This window comes from Paenibacillus sp. EKM211P (genome assembly GCF_011066175.1).
GTDB lineage: Bacteria > Bacillota > Bacilli > Paenibacillales > Paenibacillaceae > Paenibacillus > Paenibacillus polymyxa.
This window is the reverse complement of sequence record NZ_JAAMNS010000003.1, coordinates 295,250-313,908: the sequence shown is the minus strand read 5'-3', so window position 1 is coordinate 313,908 and position 18,659 is coordinate 295,250. Positions and strand designations below refer to the sequence as shown.

General features: G+C 43.4%; 39 protein-coding genes. 2 read left to right on the top strand and 37 right to left on the bottom strand.

The window, feature by feature from the left end; genetic code table 11:
- Window positions 1-13: 13 nt before the first annotated feature.
- From G9G57_RS07435 to G9G57_RS07270, 35 genes are all read right to left on the bottom strand, one after another.
- The gene (locus G9G57_RS07435; RefSeq protein ID WP_164964745.1) at window positions 14-319 is read right to left on the bottom strand and encodes a hypothetical protein; all 306 of its coding nucleotides are present in this window, start codon (window positions 317-319) and stop codon (window positions 14-16) included.
- A gap of 24 nt (window positions 320-343) precedes the next feature.
- Window positions 344-502, bottom strand: a complete 159-nt coding sequence (locus G9G57_RS07430; RefSeq protein ID WP_164964744.1) for a hypothetical protein — start codon at window positions 500-502, stop codon at window positions 344-346.
- 350 nt (window positions 503-852) lie between these two features.
- Window positions 853-1,218: a hypothetical protein gene (locus G9G57_RS25630; protein ID WP_185156677.1), complete on the bottom strand. Its 366-nt coding sequence runs from the start codon at window positions 1,216-1,218 to the stop codon at window positions 853-855.
- Window positions 1,215-1,394, bottom strand: coding sequence for a hypothetical protein (locus G9G57_RS07420; protein ID WP_164964743.1), 180 nt, complete (start codon window positions 1,392-1,394; stop codon window positions 1,215-1,217). Before G9G57_RS07420 ends, G9G57_RS25630 begins: the two co-directional genes overlap by 4 nt.
- Before the next feature lie 6 nt (window positions 1,395-1,400).
- A complete protein-coding gene (locus G9G57_RS07415) occupies window positions 1,401-1,814 on the bottom strand; it encodes a YopX family protein (RefSeq protein WP_164964742.1) in 414 nt (137 codons plus the stop codon).
- 64 nt (window positions 1,815-1,878) lie between these two features.
- Entirely contained in the window at window positions 1,879-2,199 is a 321-nt protein-coding gene (locus tag G9G57_RS07410) for a hypothetical protein (protein ID WP_164964741.1), read from the bottom strand.
- Window positions 2,200-2,238: 39 nt separating this feature from the next.
- Entirely contained in the window at window positions 2,239-2,457 is a 219-nt protein-coding gene (locus G9G57_RS07405) for a hypothetical protein (protein WP_164964740.1), read from the bottom strand.
- Between the two features lie 49 nt (window positions 2,458-2,506).
- Window positions 2,507-3,310 (bottom strand): phosphoadenosine phosphosulfate reductase family protein, encoded by an 804-nt coding sequence (locus tag G9G57_RS07400; RefSeq protein ID WP_164964739.1) that lies wholly within the window; start codon window positions 3,308-3,310, stop codon window positions 2,507-2,509.
- 50 nt (window positions 3,311-3,360) lie between these two features.
- Window positions 3,361-3,699 (bottom strand): hypothetical protein, encoded by a 339-nt coding sequence (locus G9G57_RS07395; RefSeq protein WP_164964738.1) that lies wholly within the window; start codon window positions 3,697-3,699, stop codon window positions 3,361-3,363.
- Window positions 3,700-3,733: 34 nt separating this feature from the next.
- Window positions 3,734-3,949, bottom strand: coding sequence for a hypothetical protein (locus tag G9G57_RS07390; RefSeq protein ID WP_164964737.1), 216 nt, complete (start codon window positions 3,947-3,949; stop codon window positions 3,734-3,736).
- A 36-nt stretch (window positions 3,950-3,985) separates the two neighbouring features.
- A complete protein-coding gene (locus G9G57_RS07385; RefSeq protein ID WP_164964736.1) occupies window positions 3,986-4,408 on the bottom strand; it encodes a RusA family crossover junction endodeoxyribonuclease in 423 nt (140 codons plus the stop codon).
- Entirely contained in the window at window positions 4,405-4,650 is a 246-nt protein-coding gene (locus G9G57_RS07380) for a hypothetical protein (protein ID WP_164964735.1), read from the bottom strand. The genes G9G57_RS07385 and G9G57_RS07380 overlap by 4 nt, the downstream gene beginning before the upstream one ends.
- The gene (locus G9G57_RS07375) at window positions 4,619-4,771 is read right to left on the bottom strand and encodes a hypothetical protein (protein WP_164964734.1); all 153 of its coding nucleotides are present in this window, start codon (window positions 4,769-4,771) and stop codon (window positions 4,619-4,621) included. The genes G9G57_RS07380 and G9G57_RS07375 overlap by 32 nt, the downstream gene beginning before the upstream one ends.
- Window positions 4,772-4,873: 102 nt before the next feature.
- A complete protein-coding gene (locus G9G57_RS07370; RefSeq protein ID WP_164964733.1) occupies window positions 4,874-5,212 on the bottom strand; it encodes a hypothetical protein in 339 nt (112 codons plus the stop codon).
- Between the two features lie 3 nt (window positions 5,213-5,215).
- A complete protein-coding gene (locus tag G9G57_RS07365; protein WP_164964732.1) occupies window positions 5,216-5,407 on the bottom strand; it encodes a hypothetical protein in 192 nt (63 codons plus the stop codon).
- 32 nt (window positions 5,408-5,439) lie between these two features.
- Window positions 5,440-5,646 carry a hypothetical protein gene (locus G9G57_RS07360; RefSeq protein WP_164964731.1) on the bottom strand — a complete coding sequence of 69 codons (207 nt, stop codon included), beginning with the start codon at window positions 5,644-5,646 and terminating at the stop codon, window positions 5,440-5,442.
- Window positions 5,643-6,086 carry a BC1872 family protein gene (locus G9G57_RS07355; protein ID WP_238799270.1) on the bottom strand — a complete coding sequence of 148 codons (444 nt, stop codon included), beginning with the start codon at window positions 6,084-6,086 and terminating at the stop codon, window positions 5,643-5,645. Before G9G57_RS07355 ends, G9G57_RS07360 begins: the two co-directional genes overlap by 4 nt.
- A 27-nt stretch (window positions 6,087-6,113) precedes the next feature.
- Window positions 6,114-7,409: a replicative DNA helicase gene (gene dnaB / locus G9G57_RS07350; protein WP_164964730.1), complete on the bottom strand. Its 1,296-nt coding sequence runs from the start codon at window positions 7,407-7,409 to the stop codon at window positions 6,114-6,116.
- A complete protein-coding gene (locus G9G57_RS07345; RefSeq protein WP_164964729.1) occupies window positions 7,406-7,771 on the bottom strand; it encodes a hypothetical protein in 366 nt (121 codons plus the stop codon). Before G9G57_RS07345 ends, dnaB begins: the two co-directional genes overlap by 4 nt.
- Before the next feature lie 10 nt (window positions 7,772-7,781).
- Window positions 7,782-8,522, bottom strand: coding sequence for a hypothetical protein (locus G9G57_RS07340; RefSeq protein WP_164964728.1), 741 nt, complete (start codon window positions 8,520-8,522; stop codon window positions 7,782-7,784).
- Window positions 8,523-8,534: 12 nt separating this feature from the next.
- Complete coding sequence (locus G9G57_RS07335; RefSeq protein WP_164964727.1) at window positions 8,535-8,855, bottom strand: hypothetical protein; 321 nt, start codon at window positions 8,853-8,855, stop codon at window positions 8,535-8,537.
- A gap of 12 nt (window positions 8,856-8,867) precedes the next feature.
- Window positions 8,868-9,194 (bottom strand): hypothetical protein, encoded by a 327-nt coding sequence (locus G9G57_RS07330; RefSeq protein ID WP_164964726.1) that lies wholly within the window; start codon window positions 9,192-9,194, stop codon window positions 8,868-8,870.
- A gap of 8 nt (window positions 9,195-9,202) precedes the next feature.
- Window positions 9,203-9,637: a single-stranded DNA-binding protein gene (ssb, locus tag G9G57_RS07325; protein WP_164964725.1), complete on the bottom strand. Its 435-nt coding sequence runs from the start codon at window positions 9,635-9,637 to the stop codon at window positions 9,203-9,205.
- Entirely contained in the window at window positions 9,627-10,238 is a 612-nt protein-coding gene (locus tag G9G57_RS07320; protein WP_153794650.1) for an HNH endonuclease, read from the bottom strand. The genes ssb and G9G57_RS07320 overlap by 11 nt, the downstream gene beginning before the upstream one ends.
- Complete coding sequence (locus G9G57_RS07315) at window positions 10,231-11,142, bottom strand: AAA family ATPase (RefSeq protein WP_153794649.1); 912 nt, start codon at window positions 11,140-11,142, stop codon at window positions 10,231-10,233. The genes G9G57_RS07320 and G9G57_RS07315 overlap by 8 nt, the downstream gene beginning before the upstream one ends.
- A 3-nt stretch (window positions 11,143-11,145) precedes the next feature.
- Window positions 11,146-11,709: a host-nuclease inhibitor Gam family protein gene (locus tag G9G57_RS07310; protein ID WP_153794648.1), complete on the bottom strand. Its 564-nt coding sequence runs from the start codon at window positions 11,707-11,709 to the stop codon at window positions 11,146-11,148.
- Between the two features lie 50 nt (window positions 11,710-11,759).
- A complete protein-coding gene (locus tag G9G57_RS07305) occupies window positions 11,760-11,927 on the bottom strand; it encodes a hypothetical protein (RefSeq protein WP_164964724.1) in 168 nt (55 codons plus the stop codon).
- On the bottom strand, window positions 11,902-12,159 hold the full coding sequence (locus tag G9G57_RS07300; RefSeq protein WP_164964723.1) for a hypothetical protein: 258 nt from the start codon (window positions 12,157-12,159) through the stop codon (window positions 11,902-11,904). Before G9G57_RS07300 ends, G9G57_RS07305 begins: the two co-directional genes overlap by 26 nt.
- Before the next feature lie 2 nt (window positions 12,160-12,161).
- A complete protein-coding gene (locus G9G57_RS07295) occupies window positions 12,162-12,356 on the bottom strand; it encodes a hypothetical protein (protein WP_164964722.1) in 195 nt (64 codons plus the stop codon).
- A gap of 5 nt (window positions 12,357-12,361) precedes the next feature.
- Window positions 12,362-12,493 (bottom strand): hypothetical protein, encoded by a 132-nt coding sequence (locus G9G57_RS26200; RefSeq protein WP_274597695.1) that lies wholly within the window; start codon window positions 12,491-12,493, stop codon window positions 12,362-12,364.
- A gap of 2 nt (window positions 12,494-12,495) precedes the next feature.
- Window positions 12,496-12,687, bottom strand: a complete 192-nt coding sequence (locus G9G57_RS07290) for a hypothetical protein (RefSeq protein WP_164964721.1) — start codon at window positions 12,685-12,687, stop codon at window positions 12,496-12,498.
- Window positions 12,688-12,689: 2 nt separating this feature from the next.
- Window positions 12,690-12,956 carry a hypothetical protein gene (locus G9G57_RS07285; RefSeq protein WP_164964720.1) on the bottom strand — a complete coding sequence of 89 codons (267 nt, stop codon included), beginning with the start codon at window positions 12,954-12,956 and terminating at the stop codon, window positions 12,690-12,692.
- 2 nt (window positions 12,957-12,958) lie between these two features.
- Window positions 12,959-13,702, bottom strand: coding sequence for a phage antirepressor KilAC domain-containing protein (locus G9G57_RS07280; RefSeq protein ID WP_164964719.1), 744 nt, complete (start codon window positions 13,700-13,702; stop codon window positions 12,959-12,961).
- Between the two features lie 13 nt (window positions 13,703-13,715).
- On the bottom strand, window positions 13,716-13,949 hold the full coding sequence (locus G9G57_RS07275) for a helix-turn-helix domain-containing protein (RefSeq protein ID WP_164964718.1): 234 nt from the start codon (window positions 13,947-13,949) through the stop codon (window positions 13,716-13,718).
- 19 nt (window positions 13,950-13,968) lie between these two features.
- Entirely contained in the window at window positions 13,969-14,250 is a 282-nt protein-coding gene (locus G9G57_RS07270; RefSeq protein WP_164964717.1) for a hypothetical protein, read from the bottom strand.
- 181 nt (window positions 14,251-14,431) lie between these two features.
- On the opposite strand from G9G57_RS07270, the gene G9G57_RS07265 reads away from it, so the two are divergent.
- On the top strand, window positions 14,432-15,358 hold the full coding sequence (locus G9G57_RS07265; protein ID WP_164964716.1) for a helix-turn-helix domain-containing protein: 927 nt from the start codon (window positions 14,432-14,434) through the stop codon (window positions 15,356-15,358).
- Between the two features lie 15 nt (window positions 15,359-15,373).
- Window positions 15,374-16,570 (top strand): tyrosine-type recombinase/integrase, encoded by a 1,197-nt coding sequence (locus G9G57_RS07260; RefSeq protein WP_164964715.1) that lies wholly within the window; start codon window positions 15,374-15,376, stop codon window positions 16,568-16,570.
- Window positions 16,571-16,636: 66 nt separating this feature from the next.
- On the opposite strand, the gene groL is transcribed toward G9G57_RS07260, so the two are convergent.
- Window positions 16,637-18,265, bottom strand: a complete 1,629-nt coding sequence (gene groL, locus G9G57_RS07255; RefSeq protein ID WP_016821196.1) for a chaperonin GroEL — start codon at window positions 18,263-18,265, stop codon at window positions 16,637-16,639.
- A 73-nt stretch (window positions 18,266-18,338) separates the two neighbouring features.
- A complete protein-coding gene (gene groES, locus G9G57_RS07250; RefSeq protein ID WP_007429271.1) occupies window positions 18,339-18,620 on the bottom strand; it encodes a co-chaperone GroES in 282 nt (93 codons plus the stop codon).
- Between the last annotated feature and the right edge of the window lie 39 nt (window positions 18,621-18,659).

The following is an 18,659-nucleotide window of genomic DNA, read 5'->3' as shown; positions in this document are numbered from 1 at the left end:
TGTGGTTTATCTGTCATTGTTGTTCCTCCCCAGCCTTCAAATGCTCCTGCACCCTCACTTTAGGCACACTCAATACTGCAAAGGCTCCAAACTCTCCCAGTGTGTCATTACCTTTAATCGCATCCTCAGGAATCCAAATCTCACATTTGATACGATGGTATCCTTTGTGTTTCCCTCGCTTAGATGGTGCATATATTTGGGCTTGTCCTGAGAATGGAGCTACCACCCACAGACGGTCGTCACGAGGATTCTCCTGCATGGACTCACTGAGATGCTTTGGATCAACGTCAAACATTACATTTCTGGTTTCGTTTATCATGGTATCTCTCCCTTATAGGTGTTGTTACTGTTCCATCCTTTTCATGAAATAAAGATGAAGCATTCTTTTTAAATCTTTCTCTGTTATTTCAAATTCGATCATTTGTCCCGGAAGTTGTATGACCGCTGGAACATTGTCATTTTCGTTTAGCTTCAAATCATACATAAAGGTTCCTTTTGCCATATATATATCCTCCCTTAGTGGGTGTAGGTCCTACACCCTGAATATCTTTTGGTTGCAAAATACACGGTTTTTTAGTGAGATAGTTGCAACAAGCTTTTGTCAATCCCCTGTTTGGTTTAATATTTCAAATCACGATACCTTATCCCATGTTCAAAGGGGCAGCCTAATTCCTCATGTTCATCATCGCATTTTCGACAACAAGCAAACTCCTCATCGTATAACCTGCCTGTAAGTATTTCTCTGGCTTCGCTTATCGGCTTTCCGCAGTTGGCACACCTTTCTTGTCCGTCTTGTTTAACAGCCGATATTGGCCACACATTCATATCTATCATCCTTCCTTGTATTGGTGGTTACTCCCTACCTAATGCCTTACGGGCTTCTTCTAGCTTATAGGTCAGGCGGCGTATAACTGCGTCCCTCTCTGCCAGTTGATCACGAAGCTGGACGGTATCCTCCAATAAAGCACGGTAATTGTCATCAGCTTTCTTTTTGTTAATCTCGTTTTGTCGTACAACGGCAATGGCTTTATCGTAAAGCTCTGCAAACTGCTTAGAAGATACTTTGTATTCAGACAACTTTTTAACCTGCTGCTGGAGTGAGTCTACCAGGGCAAGCACGTCTTCTACCTCTCTAACTGGTAACAGGATATTTTTCTTCGCTTCATTCTTTGCCGACTGCACATCTTTACGGATTAAATCTACTGTCCGTTCACTCATGACTGTTCCTCCTGGAATTCTTTATCAAACAGCACTGACAACATGCTGTATTTATCCGTATCAAACGTGCAGTATCTGTAATGCACGTATCCATCTATGTCTTCGTAAAGTGCAAATACCAGTTCGCCATCTTCATCCGTGTAAAACCGCTCTATTCGACGTTTGAGGTGTATCACTCACCTTTACCGCCTCCTTCCTTGGGGCTGTAGTAGCTCCGGGTTATCGTGTATGTTGCCTATTACATAAAAATCCGTTCCGCTGGAAGCTGAGTAACCTCTATAGTATTGAGAAAGGTATTCATCAAACCCAACAGTTCCGGGTAAATGCAGAACAAAACCACCATCCTGAAAAGATACATGTCCAATATCATCTTCCAGCGAATGTTCCTGCCAATCACGCTTTAAAATATCGCCTTCGTAAATTTCCTTGTTGTCCCGATCGCGCAAACCCGTGTATTGACCTACTGTTTCATGGGCTACCGGATGTGATTGTGCTCTATGATCTACAATGTCCACCCTGCCGTTGTGCTGCCAGATATCTCCGAATACCCATTCGCCGTTATCCAGACGTTTACCACGGAATTTAATATCTCTCATGCTTATCGCTCCTTATAGGGGTATAGGGTAAGAGGCTGTTCTGCCTCGTTAAGGCTGTATATCCTTATTCGTCTTTTGTTAGCACTGTAGGAAATGAACCTCCCTGTGCTTGATGTTCCTTAATCAATTCGGCATATGATAGATAGACGTTTTCGTCTTTGCCTTCGCAGCGCAGGCATCCATCATTGCAACAAGGGATGTCCACGGTATTGATTTGCTCAGTAGTTAGCCGCGAGATAGTAATCGTCAACTCTTCAACGCCGCCCTCTTCAAGCGTCAACATATCGCAGAGGAAATCTACATCATTTGTATCCAACCAGCACATGTACGCCTTTTCCGCATTTTCAGCAGCTATAGCGTACTTCTCAATTTGGTATACTTTCATCGTTATCTCTCCTTTATAGGTAGTAGGGACAAGAGGTTGTTAAACCTCAAACTCAGACATATCGAAAACAACCTTGTCACACTCAGCACAATGGGCCTTCTTCCCGATCTTGTGTCGCAATCCGCTATATAGATTAGTGTTATCTGCTTCACTGCCGTCAAAGTTATAGCGGGTTCTAATTGCCCCGGAAGCAAAATCTTTCGTGTAAAATCCTTCTTTATTGCCGCAATGTGGGCAGCGTTCAACTGGTGGTATCATTCTCATTTGCTCCTTTGGTATAGGTAGTAGGGGGTGTATCCCCCTTATATCAAACTCCGCAAAATCCTTCGCATTCGTTCCCAAATCCATCAAAATCAAATTCCAGTTGGTTTTCGTTAAGCTCTACCTGATCCAGAGGCTTGCAACTCCGATGAAGGAATACCTGACCTTTGATTTTAGGCATCTTCCGAATCGCCTTATCGACTTCTACAGCATCTTTCCATGATTCCAGGTCATGTCTCTTCATTTCTAGCCAAGTGCGATCGGAATGGAATGGGCACCCGATACAGCTGCTTTTTGGAGGCACTGGATAACCGTTTCTTTCAAGCCAACTCATGCAATCCATCCGACTCATACCCTTGTCTATTAACGGGTATATATTCTCTATCCAACGTTCCTGTGAAGGCTTCACACGCTGTATTTCATCCGTGCTTATACCCATCCAAAGCTTAATTTCCTTGTCTGCAAATCCCCTGCTTGTCTTGAAGCCTCTGTATTGCTTAATCGCTTTGCGTACGCCGTTTATTTTGTATTCAGACGTGCATTGCCGCATTACAATACCTGTATCTCCTTCTTCAGAGAGGGTGAAGAAAGGTAATGACGCTACTCTAGTTCCCCATTTTGCAGCCTTCAGCAAATCGTTTTTTATGTTCCCATTGTTCGTATATATGACTTTCATGCCGCCAGTCTCCAATGTTCTTTTGAGCCAACGTGCATACTGATAGGTCGCTTTGGTCTCCCATCCTGGATCAGAAAATACAATTAGATCGGGCCGAGGCTGAATCTCACCCTTCATCGCCATAAGAGCGATCGCAGATGATTGAACACCAACGCCAAGCGAAATAACATTCATATGTCTATCCCCCTTATGGAGGGCTGTTCCCTCCTTCTTATCCCCTGGGCCTAATCTCTGGACCATTTGACCTTAATTCCCGCTATTTCACACGCCTTTTTCATGCCCTCACGAAAAGCTGATTTCACATCGGGTGCCGCCCGATATGGTAGTCCTTCCCTATATATTTCTAACAATTTTTCCTCTATCGTCAGTTCGACTTCATAACCGATATAAAGCGCACGGATAATGGTATCCAAAGGAACTCCGTTGAGTACATTGTAAGGTTCTATCCATTGGCGCGGATTTGCTGCATGGTTGCGGATGAATGACTCTGCCGTCCAACGATATGCAGCTTTAATTGAATCAATTGCCTCCGCCTGCGCTTGGGTTAAAATTGCTTTATCCATGTATTTGTCCTCTCTGCCCTTGGGGGCTATATATTTAATCCTCTGGAAGCAGCTTGTTAAATGCTCTACGGTATAATTCAGCTACTTTTACTCTCTTTGCTCGCCCATCTTGACGAACATTTACCATCCGATTGCTCTCCTTCACCAACACTGGGAATCCTGTTTTCGGATGTGATGCAAATACTTTTCCGTCTTCGTCGATACGGTATGGATAATAGCCAGGGATATATTTAAGAGTCTTTTTCTCCATTTCTAATACTCCTCTATGCGTTGTTATATGAATTATTTAAATTATTCCTTCCGCTTCCTCACCAATCTGCCACACCTTTACCTCAATCTCTGGATGGTCAGAATAATACTTGCGCGTTACCAGCGCTACTACCTGGGAATCGTCGTTCCACGCTATCTTATTTAAGGCATCGAATATACCTTTTACACAGTTGTCGATATCAGGTTTAATCGTCGGCAGTTCTTGAGACTCTAGCGCCTCTCTTAATCGCTTTTTAGTCCATGACTTAGGAAATGGGTATCTGAATCCTATTTCGACCGCTACGGGCCCTTCTAGCGGCTCTAAGAACTGTTTCCGCGCTATAAGTCCGATCATCTGTTTGTAAGCCAGATACCTTTGAGCGTTCTTTTTCGTCCATTTGCCGCGTTGTGTCATCCGGACAGCTCCCATAGGAGGTTCGTTTATCACGAAAGTAATCATGCCATCGCCCCCAATGCTCCGCCTGGGCGTTCTTCTATCTTCCTGTTTTTGATTCGATCGAGTGCTAATATCAATACCTCGTCAGGGTCACGGTTGAGCACATCTCCTATTTGCCTGATACTTTTTCCTTCTGACCACATAAGTTCGAAGTCGTCTACATCTTTCCGCTTCCAAGTGAAGTCCATTTCCTCACATGCCAAGTAAATAGATCTACGGTCTCTCTGAATCCCTTTTGATGCCATCCGTTACACCTGCCCTCCGGTAGATTTCTTCATGTGCAAGTATTCGATAATCATAATCTTTAGTTTCGTCATAAGCTGCTATGACCAGTTCCGATCCGGTCATGCTTTCAAACGGTCTCACGTTCGTTTTCAGTCTCCTTTTCAGCAATTCCATACGTTTCCCTACCCATGCGTATAAACTCGCTGTAATCGCAATCCGTGAGGTTGTAGGGGTCTATTGGATTCATGGGGTATCCTCTCCTTTTAATGCTGTACGTGCCTTTTCACCTGCATCCTGTTGGACTCTTGATTCCCATTCATCTAGCTCTCCGTTTTGATCAACCGTGAAATTGCCGATCTCGTAATTTTCAATTGCGGCATACCATTTCAGTGCCTTATCCTTAATCTCTATCACCGTTTTCAATGCCTTAACCCATTTCAAGTAGGATAGTATGTCGTTTTTTACAGGGTTAGGCAAGGGTTCTCCAGCTACTTCGCCCTCAGTCCAAAAATCTATCAGGAAATCGACGTTATCTGGTATTTCTGCCAGTGCTGATCTTATCTCTTGTATCTTCTTATCCATGGTTTAGACCTCCTCAATGTCATCGACTTCAATTTCGTCTGTTTGCCCATTCCGTAAAGCATCCCGCCAGTCAATTGCGGATTCAATTAGTTCGGTTTGTTTCTTCCCGTTTAGTTCATAAAATTGATCTTCCGTCAATTCGATTTCCACTTCATAATCCACACGCACAGTTGCTGTTCCCGATATTCTAATCATCCTTTATTCCTCTCCTTGCCCTTTAGGGGCTGTTATTCATCCGACCATTTATCAAAAATAACCAGTTTGCCACCCGTTTTCTTACCAACATCCCTTAAAACTGCAAGGTGTCCTATTGAGTCGTAATCAACAACACCGTCTCTAAGAGTGCCCACATTGACATTTATATCCCCGTATGTTTCCTGGAACTTTTGTAATTTTTCGATTAGTTCAGATATTGTCATTCCTCTATCTGTCATTCCTCTATCCCCTCTCCTTGGGTTAATACGGCTATAAGAGCAGCCAAGCACACCGCTTCCTGCGCAGTCTTGGCAGGGACTTCAATTGGACCCGAATCTGCATCATTCCAAAATGTGCAGCTGTACTCCGCTGGGCTAATTTCGAAGATTTGTGTTCTAGTCAGAGTCATGATCGGATACTTTTGTGATACTTCCCATGCTGCGCCTATGTCAGTGCTGTACATTGCTGGTGAGGTTGAATAACCTTTACTGTTGATAATCATCCCTGGTCTGACTCGATCCGCCTTATATCCCATCACATCCGTAGCAATCCATATATCTCGCTCTTGTGGCTGCATACTATTCCATTTAGCTATTACTTCATCTCTGGTCATGTTGGCAGCTTGTTTACCACAATATTTCTTTAACTGCTCAAACGTATGATTAGATTCATGTTCCATCCGTATCTTCTTCCCTTCTTATTGGAGTCAGCCTTGATACCGCTCGTAATCTGCAAACTTCCCATAGTTTTTAAGGTTTACCATTTCCGCAGTTCCGGTTCGTCCATTTCGGTTTTTAGAAACTATAAATTCGATGATATTTTTCTTCTCTGTTTCGGCGTTGTAATAATCGTCGCGGTATAGAAATGTGATTGTGTCTGCATCCTGCTCGATGTTTCCCGACTCCCTAAGGTCAGACATCATTGGACGCTTGTCCTGACGCTGTTCTACGCTTCTGCTTAATTGAGCCAGGGCAACCACCGGGCAGTCATTCTCCCGTGCCATCTGCTTCAAACTAGAGCTTATATAGCCCACTTCGTCGTTACGGTTCCGGTTGCTGAATTTCTTGCCGCCTTTGATTAATTGCAAGTAGTCGATATAGACGATCAGGTCAGGACATTTCTTTTTCAACTTTCTAACGGCAGCCCGTATCTCCTGAATGGACAGGCCCGGCCGATCATCAATGTAGATGTCCAATTTCGAAAGCTCAGACAGGCCGATTGTATAAGTCTCCCATTCTTCATCCTGAAGTTGCCCACTCTCGATCCGGCTGCCGTCGATATTACATTCTGCCGATATCATACGGTCATATAGTTGCAGGTCGGGCATCTCCAAGCTGAATATAGCGACTGTAAGGCCCTCCTTGCCGTTTTTAACGGCGTTATTTAGGAGGAAGGCAGTTTTGCCTACGGATGGTCTTGCGGCGATTATATTGAGTGTCTGAGGCTTCCATTTGCCTGTTATGTCGTCAAGGTCCTTCCCGGCCGTGCTCGCCCCGTTAGGCCTGCCATTGTATTTCTTGTCATTGATAACATCAAAGTGCTGCATTACTCCGTCTTTAATATGCTTGAAATAATCCGTACCCCGATTGTGATCTTCGATGAACTCGGCAATCCCCATCAGTTCGGCTGCGAGTGTATTAGGATCATCAGCCCCATCGTTAAAAATGGTTTTCAACGAATTGAATCCAGTTCGTAATAAATACTTCTCCTTGATTATTTTTTCGTGTTCAAGGAAGTTAGCCACAGTCGGAACGGATTGAGATAGCCTAGATAAATAATCAACACCGCCAACATCTTGGATCTTCTCCCCGATGTTCATTGTCAGAGAAACCAAGTCTATCTTTTTCTCGTGCTCCCTTATGAGCTCCATGCTTTCAAAAATCGTTTGATGTGGACCGTGATAAAATTCCTCTGCCGTTAAGATGGATTCATAAATCAAATCTGGTTGTAGAATAATCGAACCTAGTACCGCCTGCTCAGCTTCCAAGCTGTAATAACTCATGACTTACCTTCCTTGTGAGCAGCTATGGTCCTACGCATCCATTCCTCACGGTCAATCCCTTCACGTTTCCATGGCGGCTCACTTGACGCGCTTTGCCGTATTCGATCTTGCTCATCAAGCATTTTTCTAGTGCGCTCTATTTCTCTATCAGCCTCAATTCTGGCGTTCGGTTTAATGACCTCAGCAATCGAAGGAGCAAACTTACTTTCTCGGATATGCTCCCGGGCATTGGCCCAACAATGTTCCCCGTCAGCTTGTTCTAATTCCTCCAGCCAGTTTTCAGCAACGGTCCGATCAACTTTCCAGCTTGGATAACTGGCCGCTATTTTTTTGAATAGCTTTTTGGCATCCTCTCTTTCCATGGCGCACCTCCTATATGTCGTCTATAAAGTCCAAGCGATCTTGTGAGCCAACTTGTGCAGCTCGTTCTGTTATTGCATTTGTATAAAAAGAGAATGAATTGACCTTGCCGCCTTCCTCCAATTTCTTTTTATGTCGTTCCCGCATCACTTCAATGATCAAATCTGACTTAATGCCCTGATTTATAAACTGAGTGACCAAAGGCCATTCTTTAGGTTTAAAACCTATGCAACCGTGTATTTGGCTATATACCTTTTCTATTTTTTCCATTTCGTCAGCAGTAGTAGTAATAGTATTTGGTAAGGTACTGTACTGTACTGTACTGTTACCTGCGCCGTCCCCAAGACTGTCCGTAGACTGTCCGCTGGACGTCCGTTGGACATCCTTTGGACGTGACTTGGAAGGTTTGCGGGACATCCGCTTTCTTTCCGCATCCGATTTACGCTTATCCACCAGTTTCCCAATATAATCCTGCCAGTCATGAATAAATAGCTGATTATCAATTTCGTCGATAAAGCCAACATCAAGTAATGCGTTTAAAAGTTCATTTGCATCCCCGGTCCACATCATTTCATCTGCGACGTCTTCCGGCTCCAATGCAGATACACAACCATCTGGCAAGTTATCCATGGCCCACCACCACAACAGATGTAGATGACCGATAACCGCCGGAACTGTAATTCCTAGCTTACGGGCCAATCGTTTAGTCTTGATGTGTCTCCCAAGCCCTTGGTGGCTCTCAAGCCAAGCCATATTATCACCACACTATTCTTTTGCTGATTTAACCAGCGTTGCCATTGCCCTTCTAGCCCGTATCCCCTCGGGGGTTTCGTCCAGCCAGTCATGGCATGCCGTACATAAATGTAATAAGTCCGTTACTCTCGTTTTATGGTTAATGTGCTTACGTCCGATCAAGTGAGCTCGTTCGGTAGCCAGTGCGTTGTCACAAAGCTCACAGAGCCCATGTGACCGCGCTTTAAGCTGCTTATCTACCTGTTGGCTTATATCGCCTTTCTGCTTCTGTGTGAGCTTTACACGTTTGCTTTTGGCTGGTTTAGGGGCTGGATGAAATCCGTACTGTATCATGCTGCATGCCTCCTATATATCAGACTGGAATTTAAGAATTGTTTGCAGCGCAGACACTTGAACCTTGATTGCATCCGCTGCTTTGATACCAGATTGAAACTGTGTTTCTGCTAAGTCCCGTTCAAACAGCAACTTCGACACGTTCCCTTTTGCTATATCCGGTATAAGAGTTACAGGAACCTTATCATGCCGTAGCTTAAACATTTCCTTAGCCAATTCAGCGCGATATACACGCTCTGTCTCTGCCTTGTCTCGACCTAATCCAAACAATGCGTCTGCTGACTTCCCAAGCCGTTTTGAAGCGGCATACAACTCTTGTGTTACATTAGCTACTTCCATTTATCCTCCTAGAAAGGTAAGTCATCATCCGATATGTCTATTGGTTGTCCATCATCATGAAACGGGTCTCCATCGGCACGGTATGGAGCTGGTTCGTTCGGATCGGCTTGGTTCCGGTTATTGTCCCTGTTTGACTCCAAAAATCGTACATTGTCTGCGACGATTTCAGTGATGTAACGAGTACCGCTATCACTTTCCCATCTTCGAATCTGGATTCGCCCTTCTACCGCGGTTAATCTACCTTTTTTCAAGTAAGTAGCGGTAGTCTCAGCAAGCTGCCGCCAAGTCACAATCTTTAGGAAATCGGCCTCACGGTGCCCATTGTTTGAAAAGGGTCTGTCTACAGCCAAGGTGAATTGGGTAGTCGCCACACCGGTGGGCGTATATTTTAATTCAGGATCGGCAGTCAAGCGACCTACAAGTACCACGCGATTAATTGACATTTTTGTTTCTCCTTTCATTATGGCGCTGCTTCATATGAAACCTTTGGTGTTCTTCTTTTGAGGAGAACAAGTACAAATTTTCAATTCTATTATCATTTCTTATATGGTTAATGTGATGTACCTCTTCCTTTTGAGTAAGGTACCGCCCTAGTTTTTGTTCCATGATAAAACGATGTTCCATGACGTATCCTTCTTTCGATGCGTTAGGATGATCCGGCTTGTAAAGTTGAATGTACCCGTCAGTTCTACCTAATCGCTTTCCTGTAAAATGTGGTGATTTACCGATATATGAAATACCGCGTCTGGCCTTACTTAACTTTTCTCTGGTTGATTTTGAAACGTTTTTGCCAGTATGAGTTCTTTTGATGACTTCAATATGTTCCGGGGATAACTTTCGGCCTCTTTGAAAGGTGCCATTAGGGTGTGCTTGGATGTTGAATTTAGAGAACCAAAGACATATAGCTCCAGCTGTGCATTCTAAAATTTCAGCTATCTTATATTGATCAAGACCTTGCTCGAAATAGGCCTGCCGAAGAAAAGTTTCCAAATCAACTCCATATTTTTCAGGAACCAATTTATGAAGCATTTTCTTCCTAGCCATTCTCTTTGTCCCCCTCTACTTCTTTTTCTTTAATAGATTCAGTCAACGTTCCAAGGAACTCTTTACCTTGTTTTTCGGTGATGCCTAGTAACGTGAAACCGTATAATTTCTTAGTTTGTGCATCTATTTTTTCAGGTTTGTAACCAAGTGATTCCCAAACCGTTTTGATTTCCTCTGCTGTTTCACTGGAAACAATCTTTTCTCCCGACTCCAACCACTCTGAAAGCTGCTGTCCAGTCTCCACCCCTGGTGTAAATTCCAGACCATCAAACAAGCCCGTGCGATCTTTGGAGACCGAAGCAATATGATGCGCTGACAGGTCCATAACAAGAGTAAATTCATACTCCAATCCATCCCGCTGTACTGGAGCCATACCGACCTTGCGCGGTACCTGTTTTCCCTTCTCATTGGCCTCAAGTACATATTCAGTCTTAGACCGCATGGTCACAAAGATATGTGCAGAGCATTGAAGAATGGCTTCTACCATTTTGTTCTGTTTGGGTGTTAACTCACCCCAAGCCGTGAAGCTATTTTTAGTCTTAGAAAGCTTGTCTTTCTGCTCAATAATCCCGCCTTCACCAGCCCATGCATGGGAAAGTGAATCGACAATGATCGCTTCAACTCCGTAATCTTCAAAAGCTTTGATAGCTTCGATATACTTTTCAGTGGTATATGGCGGTTCTAAGTCGATTTTTGAGAATTCGGGAATATGAACGCCTGCTTTTGTCGTCTCGGCGTATAAATCTGCGCTTCGATTCTCTGTATCAATTAGACCGATCTTCTCCCAATCACCAGTCATTCCAAAGGCCATTAGCAAAGCAGTAAGCGTCTTTCCCGATCCGCTAGGACCTGTCATACCTATTCTCGCCTTGGTTACAGTTCGTTTCGATTTACGTATCAGCATGCCTTACACCTCCGGCTTGATGACAAGTTCATCGCCACGGTGCTCAACTAGGATTCCTTCTACCGGTTCACCATTCGGATCAACCACCACGCCAGCATCAGAAACAGAGAATGCTTTCTTGATGTCCGTTTTAACTGGTTCCCACTTAACTCTAATGAGATGGTCATAGCCGTTATCGTTAAGCCAACTAGTCAAAGCTTGATCATCGTAATTCCACTTAGGCTGCTGCTTCTTGAGAGACACAGAACCATACGGAGTTTTAACAGACTTGAATTTAGGGTCTTCTTCCCGGCGACGCGCTGCATATTCAGACAGCAGACCACGGAAATAGTCCTCATCACGTTGCACCTTCTCCAGTTCTGATTTGCGGTATGACTCAATTCGATGCGCCTCAGCATCAGCTACCGCATTGGCCTCTTTGCGTTTCATTTCTAGTGCCACCAGCTTACGCATAACCCAAGTTAGCGAGTCCAGGCTATCCACCACAAAGCGTTGGCGTTCCTCCTGTTCCTGTTGATCCAATTCATCCAGTTCCGCTTGAAAAAGTGGGTTTAAAAGGTTAGACATATTTACATCCTCCTAAAATTTTGTTATAGTGACCGTGAAATGTTTATTAATTAGTTCGATTTGACTTCGGCTGCAACCGGAGTCATTTTACTTTCCAGGTATAAATCCACTTGCTTAAGCTCTTCCACCATTTTAGGAATATCCTCGTAACGGTACATTTCCATCAATGCTTCTAAGATAGATGCCGTGGAATTAGTTTTGGTATCCGTGTTTTCCACGATTGCTTCTAATTTGCGGATAACTGACTGGACGTGTTGTTGGGCTTGCTGCAGGTTCGGCATGTTCTCCCTCCTTGATCTGTTTGCGAATCCGATCATATTCCCGGCGTTGCATTTCGTTTTTGAAGGCGAACTTTGGATGCGGTCCGTCCACTACCCAACCGCCTACAAGAGACAGCGCAGAACGGTCTTCCGGGTTGTCGCTAGCTTTTATGCGAATGCCTACTTGCATCGTCACACCTCCCACTTAATCTTTCTCTCAACTTCGACATAAACAGAAAATGGTATTTGGTCTTTGAGCTTAATGTCACCAAATTCTTGCTGTAAGTAAGACTCGGCCAAACTTTCTAAATGCTCGTCCGTTAATACGCTCAAACCAGTTAAATTCTTAGTCATAACAGTCTTACGTTTCCGCCACCACCGCCACATACCTATCAACTCCTTTTGATAGAGTCAGCCTGCAACCTTGCCACAGTCTTAAGCTGGAACCAGGTACCGTCACGCTTGATCAGTAGCATGCCATTTACTCGCTTGCCAGCAACGAAGCCACTAAACATCGGGTCCAAATTCATTCTCCTTTCACTCGGTAACCAAGGTACCAAGCGTTAATTTTGTGAGTGATGCGTTTTACCGCATTTTCGTCTTCCGTCGAAACAACCGCTTGCCGTTCTAACTGAGCTATAAACTTAAACTCAGTAGATGTAATGCCCTTCTCCAACAGAGCCGATGCCGCTCCTTGCTTAATCGCGCCGATGTTCATATTCATTCTCCTTCCTCTAATCCAGAATAGATTTCCTTACGGTATTCTTCATTTGCTTCACCAAGTAACTGCTCAAGCTTGTCCATGTTTTCAGCTTGGCTTTTAAATCCTTGTGCAGCACTGTTAATTCCGTTGTTTGCATACACCACAGATTTATTAGACAAGTCTTCTGCTACGGCTTTAATGCCATCCAAGACATTTAGCATGTCGTCAAAGTCCAGCGTGCGAATAAATTGGATGAGTTCACTTTCCTGTTTGGTTAGTTCCATGTTCATGCACCCTCCTTGAATTTATTGATAAAGTAAATCTGCCCTTTGCCTGTAATCTTTGTTGTTCGTGTGATTTTGGAACCTTCACTGGAACTCATTCTCTGCCCCATTTTGATCTCCATAATCTTGAGTTCCATCGATCGTTGGGTAGGCATATTGCGCTCACTGCCGGATTTAATCAGGTAACCATTTTGCCGCAGCCATTCAAACAATCTAATCTCGCCAATCTCAAAACCGTTCTGTTTAAGTAGCTTGGCTAAGTCAGCGACGAGAATAGAGTCCTTTGAAACCTCCAGTGCTTCTGCAAATACTACTTTGGGCTTGTCCTGTTCAATTTTGGCTTGAAGTTTCAAGCGTTCCTCCCGTTCTTTCTTGAGCCGTGTTGCAGCTTCAATCAGTAAGTCAGGATTGTCTAGCAACTCAGCTGTGGCATACATACCAGTCCGTCGGATCGAAGGCAAAATTTCGTCCGCTACTTTGGATTGGAAAGCTTCGGCAGCAGCATTCTTGGCTTTCATCGCTAAGCGGTAGAAGAAGTTTTCTGTGATAAATGTGTCTTTCGCAACTTCCTGCGAAAAGCCAAATCCTACTAAGTATGCCTTGACGGTATTCCATCTTACGTACTCAGAATTTTTAGAATTGTCTGTGAATCCCAATCCTCGAGCCACATCCTCCAGATTGAGATGTGCTGTCCCTTTCTCGTCGGTAAATCCTCTAACACCATGGATCGTAACCAATTGAGTCATACTGTTTCTCCCCTCAGGCAAAGTTTTTAAGGTGCTTTTGTTTTAAGTTATCTTTCCAGGCTCTTACATCTTTTTTATCTGCACGCCGGGACTTTCCTATTTTAAAGTTAGGGATTCCTCCATGCGAAGGATTAAGAATGAATAAGTCATAAACAGTACGCCTAGTTAGTCCAAATAATTCAGCAATATCTTGAGCAGTCAATATATCAGGAAGTTCATCCCAATGCGTTTTTTTTGGCTTTGTCATCACATACACCTCATTTCTATTAGGTTAGTGCCGGGACACTCTTCTTTTTCTTTTTCACATCTTCAACTTCTTCGATGAAAAAAAAGTCTTCAAATCTTCCGCCAAAGACTTCCATCACACCAGCTATGAACTGGTTACCAGGTGCGTTATGGCGCTCATCATCTACAGGGAGTTTTGTTCTCCAAATTTGCGTAATGTTCACATTCATCAGATCAGCAAGTTCTTTATCCGTAGCGATGTCCTTATCAATTTGCGCTTTCATTAACTCTTTAACTTTTAGTCGGACGACGAATTTCTTCATTTTTTGTATCACCCCTTTTATTGCGCCCGCGCAATTCCTTTTTGTGTAATTTCGTCCTCGCAATTTAAGTATATTACAGCGATTACGAGCACGCAATATGTTTTGAGTAAATAATTGCGTGCACGCAATATTTGTGTTATAGTTTCTTTAGCCATTAGATGAAGGGAGATTTTTGAAGGCAATGAGCGAAAAAACAATAGGTGACATTATTAAAGAGAAAAGACTTGCAAGCGGTTATAAAACAAAGAAAGACTTTGCTGACAAAAGCGGTATCTCAGCTGCCACTCTCACTCGAATTGAAAAGAATATGCAGCAACCTTTGCCTAATACTCTTATGCAAATTTCTCGTCACCTGGATGGGGTTACATACGGAGAATTAATGAAAGCAGCGGGTTATCTTAAGGGGTTAGAAGAAAATCACGAAACGTTCCTTGCTAATTTCATGAACGAAAACGAGGAACTCGATAACCGAATTTATGCTCTTATTGATAAAGTGTTTTTATTCACTCATATTGATAAAGACTTACATAGAGAAATCGTTAGCTTATTCGTCGATCCACAGACCGCTGATTTGTTTTCCCATGCTACTTTAGACGATATTAAATCTGAGTATCTGCGTGGCGATCTTAACATTGAACAAAAGAATGACGTAATTAATACTCTTGAAAATATATTGAATAAGTATTCTCCAAAACTAGGAGAGTATTTGACTCTAGTCAAATACGCAAAACCGATACCTCTGATCGGATCAATCTGTGCTGGTGACGGGATAATTGCAGAAAACAATATTGAAGAATACATAAACTATCCCTTTATGAAACAAAAACAACCAGACTATGCTCTAAGAGTAAAAGGTGATTCTATGGTCAATGCAGGCATTAATGATGGCGACATTGTTTTCATGAGGAGAGAAAACTGGGCGGAATTCAATGGACAAATCGTTGCTGTTATCGTTAACGGCGAAGAAGGCATTTTAAAGAGAATGAAATGGTCTGAAGGTTCTGCAAAATTTAACCTTGTTCCAGAGAATGATTCTTATCAGTCCATGGAGGTGACACCAAATGAATTTATAGTTTGTGGAGTTTACGTGGGGCATTTCAGACAATAAAAGGAGTGTTAGAAATTGGAAGGAAGTTTCTATAAAAGAGGGTCAACCTGGTCATTTATGATTAGCATAGGTACTGATCCGAAAACAGGTAAAAGAAAGCAAAAGGGAAAAGGCGGGTTTAAGACTAAAAAAGAAGCGCAAGCTGCTGCCGCGGATATGCTGTCCGAGATAAATCGAGGCGTATTCAAAGAAGAAACCAAAATGACTTTTGAAGAATTAGCGGACAAGTGGTTGAAATATTATAGTTCACATGGAAAACCAAAAAAAGATGGTACGATCCGAATCAGAACTAATGAAAAAGAAAACTTGTTACCGTTCTTTGCAAAGCTCAATGTATCTTCGATCACTGAACAGATGTATCAGGATGCACTCACAAGCCTACAAAATAAACTAGCCGACAATACGTTATCAGGTGTACACTCAACCGGCAGAATGATATTTTCATACGGTTTAAAAATTGGGGCTTTGAAAACAGATCCTACATCAACTGCTTTTGTGCCTAAGCGTCAGAAAACAGTCCAAGAGCTTGAAGAAAATAACGAGCTACCTAAGTATTTAGAAAGGGATGAACTCGTCCATTTTCTACAGATCGCTCAAGACCATGGATTGGATAATGATTTTGAAACCTTTAATACATTGGCCTATACAGGCGTGAGAGTCGGTGAGTTATGTGCATTAAAAAGACTGGATGTCAACTTCGAAGATGACAAGATAAGAATAACGAAAACTCTGTATAACCCAAATAATAATTACGCTCTTTATAAACTCAACACACCTAAAACTGTATCATCGGTTCGCGAAATAGATGTTGATCACGAAATCATTATAGGATTCCAAAACTTGTTAACCATTCAACAAATAGAGAAATCAAAAAAACCAAAAACTTATCACGACCAAGGTTTCATATTCGCAAGAATCGGTAAATTCGCTGGATATCCTCAAGTAATAAAAATGGTTGAACTTCGGATGAAGCGATTACTAAAACTAGCTGGCCTAAATCCCGATCTTACCCCCCACTCACTTCGCCACACTCATACATCACTATTAGCTGAAGCCGGAGCCACTCTTGAACAAATCATGCAGCGGTTAGGACATGCAAACGATGAGATAACACGCAGAATATATCTTCATATAACTAAGCCAAAAAGAAAAGAGGCTGCTCAAAAGTTCAGCGAACTAATGAGAGCCTCAAAAAAATCTGATCAGAGTTAACAAAATGTTAACAAGTCAATATAACAATCCATCAAACCCTTGGTGCAACAAGGGTTTTTTGGTTTATTACATCATGCCGCCCATTCCGCCCATGCCGCCCATGTCAGGCATTGCAGCCTTTTCTGGTTCTGGCTTGTCAGCGATCACTGCTTCAGTAGTCAGGAACATAGCCGCTACGGAAGCAGCGTTTTGCAATGCATAACGAGTTACTTTCGCAGGGTCAACGATACCTGCGTCAATCATGTTTACCCACTCGCCAGTAGCTGCGTTGAAACCAACGCCTACTTCTTCGCGTTTCAGACGCTCAACGATAACAGAGCCTTCTTCGCCTGCATTAGCAGCAATTGTACGGATTGGAGCTTCCAGAGCGCGCAACACGATGTTGACGCCTGTTTGCTCGTCGCCTTGCAGTTCAACAGCAGCAACTGCATTGTATACGTTCAGGAGCGCTACACCACCACCGGATACGATACCTTCTTCAACCGCAGCACGGGTTGCGTTCAGAGCATCTTCGATGCGCAGTTTGCGTTCTTTCAATTCTGTTTCAGTAGCCGCACCGACTTTGATTACTGCTACGCCGCCGGACAATTTAGCCAGACGCTCTTGCAGTTTCTCTTTGTCGAACTCGGAAGTAGTTTCTTCCAGTTGCGTGCGGATTTGGCTAACACGAGCGTCGATGTCGGCTTTGTTTCCAGCACCGTCAACCACAATCGTGTTTTCTTTTGTAATACGCACTTGACGTGCTGTACCCAGTTGGTCCACAGAAGCTGTTTTCAGGTCCAGACCCAGTTCTTCTGTGATTACTTGGCCGCCTGTCAGGGCAGCGATATCTTGCAGCATTGCTTTACGACGGTCACCAAAGCCAGGAGCTTTAACAGCTACAGCATTGAATGTACCACGCAGCTTGTTGACAACGAGCATAGCCAGCGCTTCGCCTTCGATGTCTTCAGCGATCAGAACGAGTGGCTTGCCTTGTTGTACGATTTTTTCAAGCAATGGCAGGATTTCTTGTGTGTTTGTGATTTTCTTGTCAGTAATCAAGATATATGGATTGTCCAGTACAGCTTCCATTTTGTCCGTATCTGTAATCATGTACGGAGAAATGTAGCCACGGTCAAACTGCATACCTTCAACTACTTCCAGTTCTGTTGCAAAACCGCGGGATTCTTCAACAGTGATGACACCGTCTTTGCCCACTTTTTCCATAGCTTCAGCGATCAGTTCGCCTACTTCATCATCAGCAGCGGAAATACCAGCTACTTGAGCAATGGATTGTTTGCTTTCGATTGGTTTGGAGATAGCTTGCAGTTCAGCAACTGCTGCTTTAACCGCTTTGTCGATCCCTTTACGGATACCGATTGGGCTTGCGCCAGCAGTTACGTTTTTCAAACCTTCAGTGATGAGGGCTTGAGCCAAAACAGTAGCCGTAGTCGTACCGTCACCAGCTACATCGTTTGTTTTGGTTGCTACTTCTTTAACCAGTTGAGCGCCCATGTTTTCGAACGCGTCTTCCAGCTCGATTTCTTTTGCAATCGTTACACCGTCATTAGTGATGAGCGGGCTACCGAATTTTTTCTCCAGTACAACGTTACGGCCTTTCGGTCCGAGTGTTACTTTAACAGCGTTAGCCAATGCATCTACCCCGCGCAGCATGGAGCGGCGAGCGTCTTCACTGAATTTAATGTCTTTAGCCATTTGTGATAAACCTCCCTATGGATTATGAATGATTTGTTTCAATTCCTATATTTAGGTCTTGTCCGGGTTCCGGTTAACCGATGATCGCGTGAATATCGCTTTCTTTCATAATCAAATATTCTTTACCTTCATATTTGATTTCCGTTCCAGCGTATTTGGAGAAAATGACACGGTCGCCTTCTTTTACTTCCAGAGGAATACGGGCACCGTCTTTCAATGCGCCTGCGCCAACCGCGATAATTTTGCCTTCTTGCGGCTTTTCCTTGGCAGAGTCAGGAAGTACGATTCCGAAGGAAGTCGTTGTTTCTTGCTCAATTGCTTCCACCAATACGCGTTCACCCAAAGGTTTGATCATGAAAAATAGCCTCCTTATTAAGTGTTTATCCTGTAATTT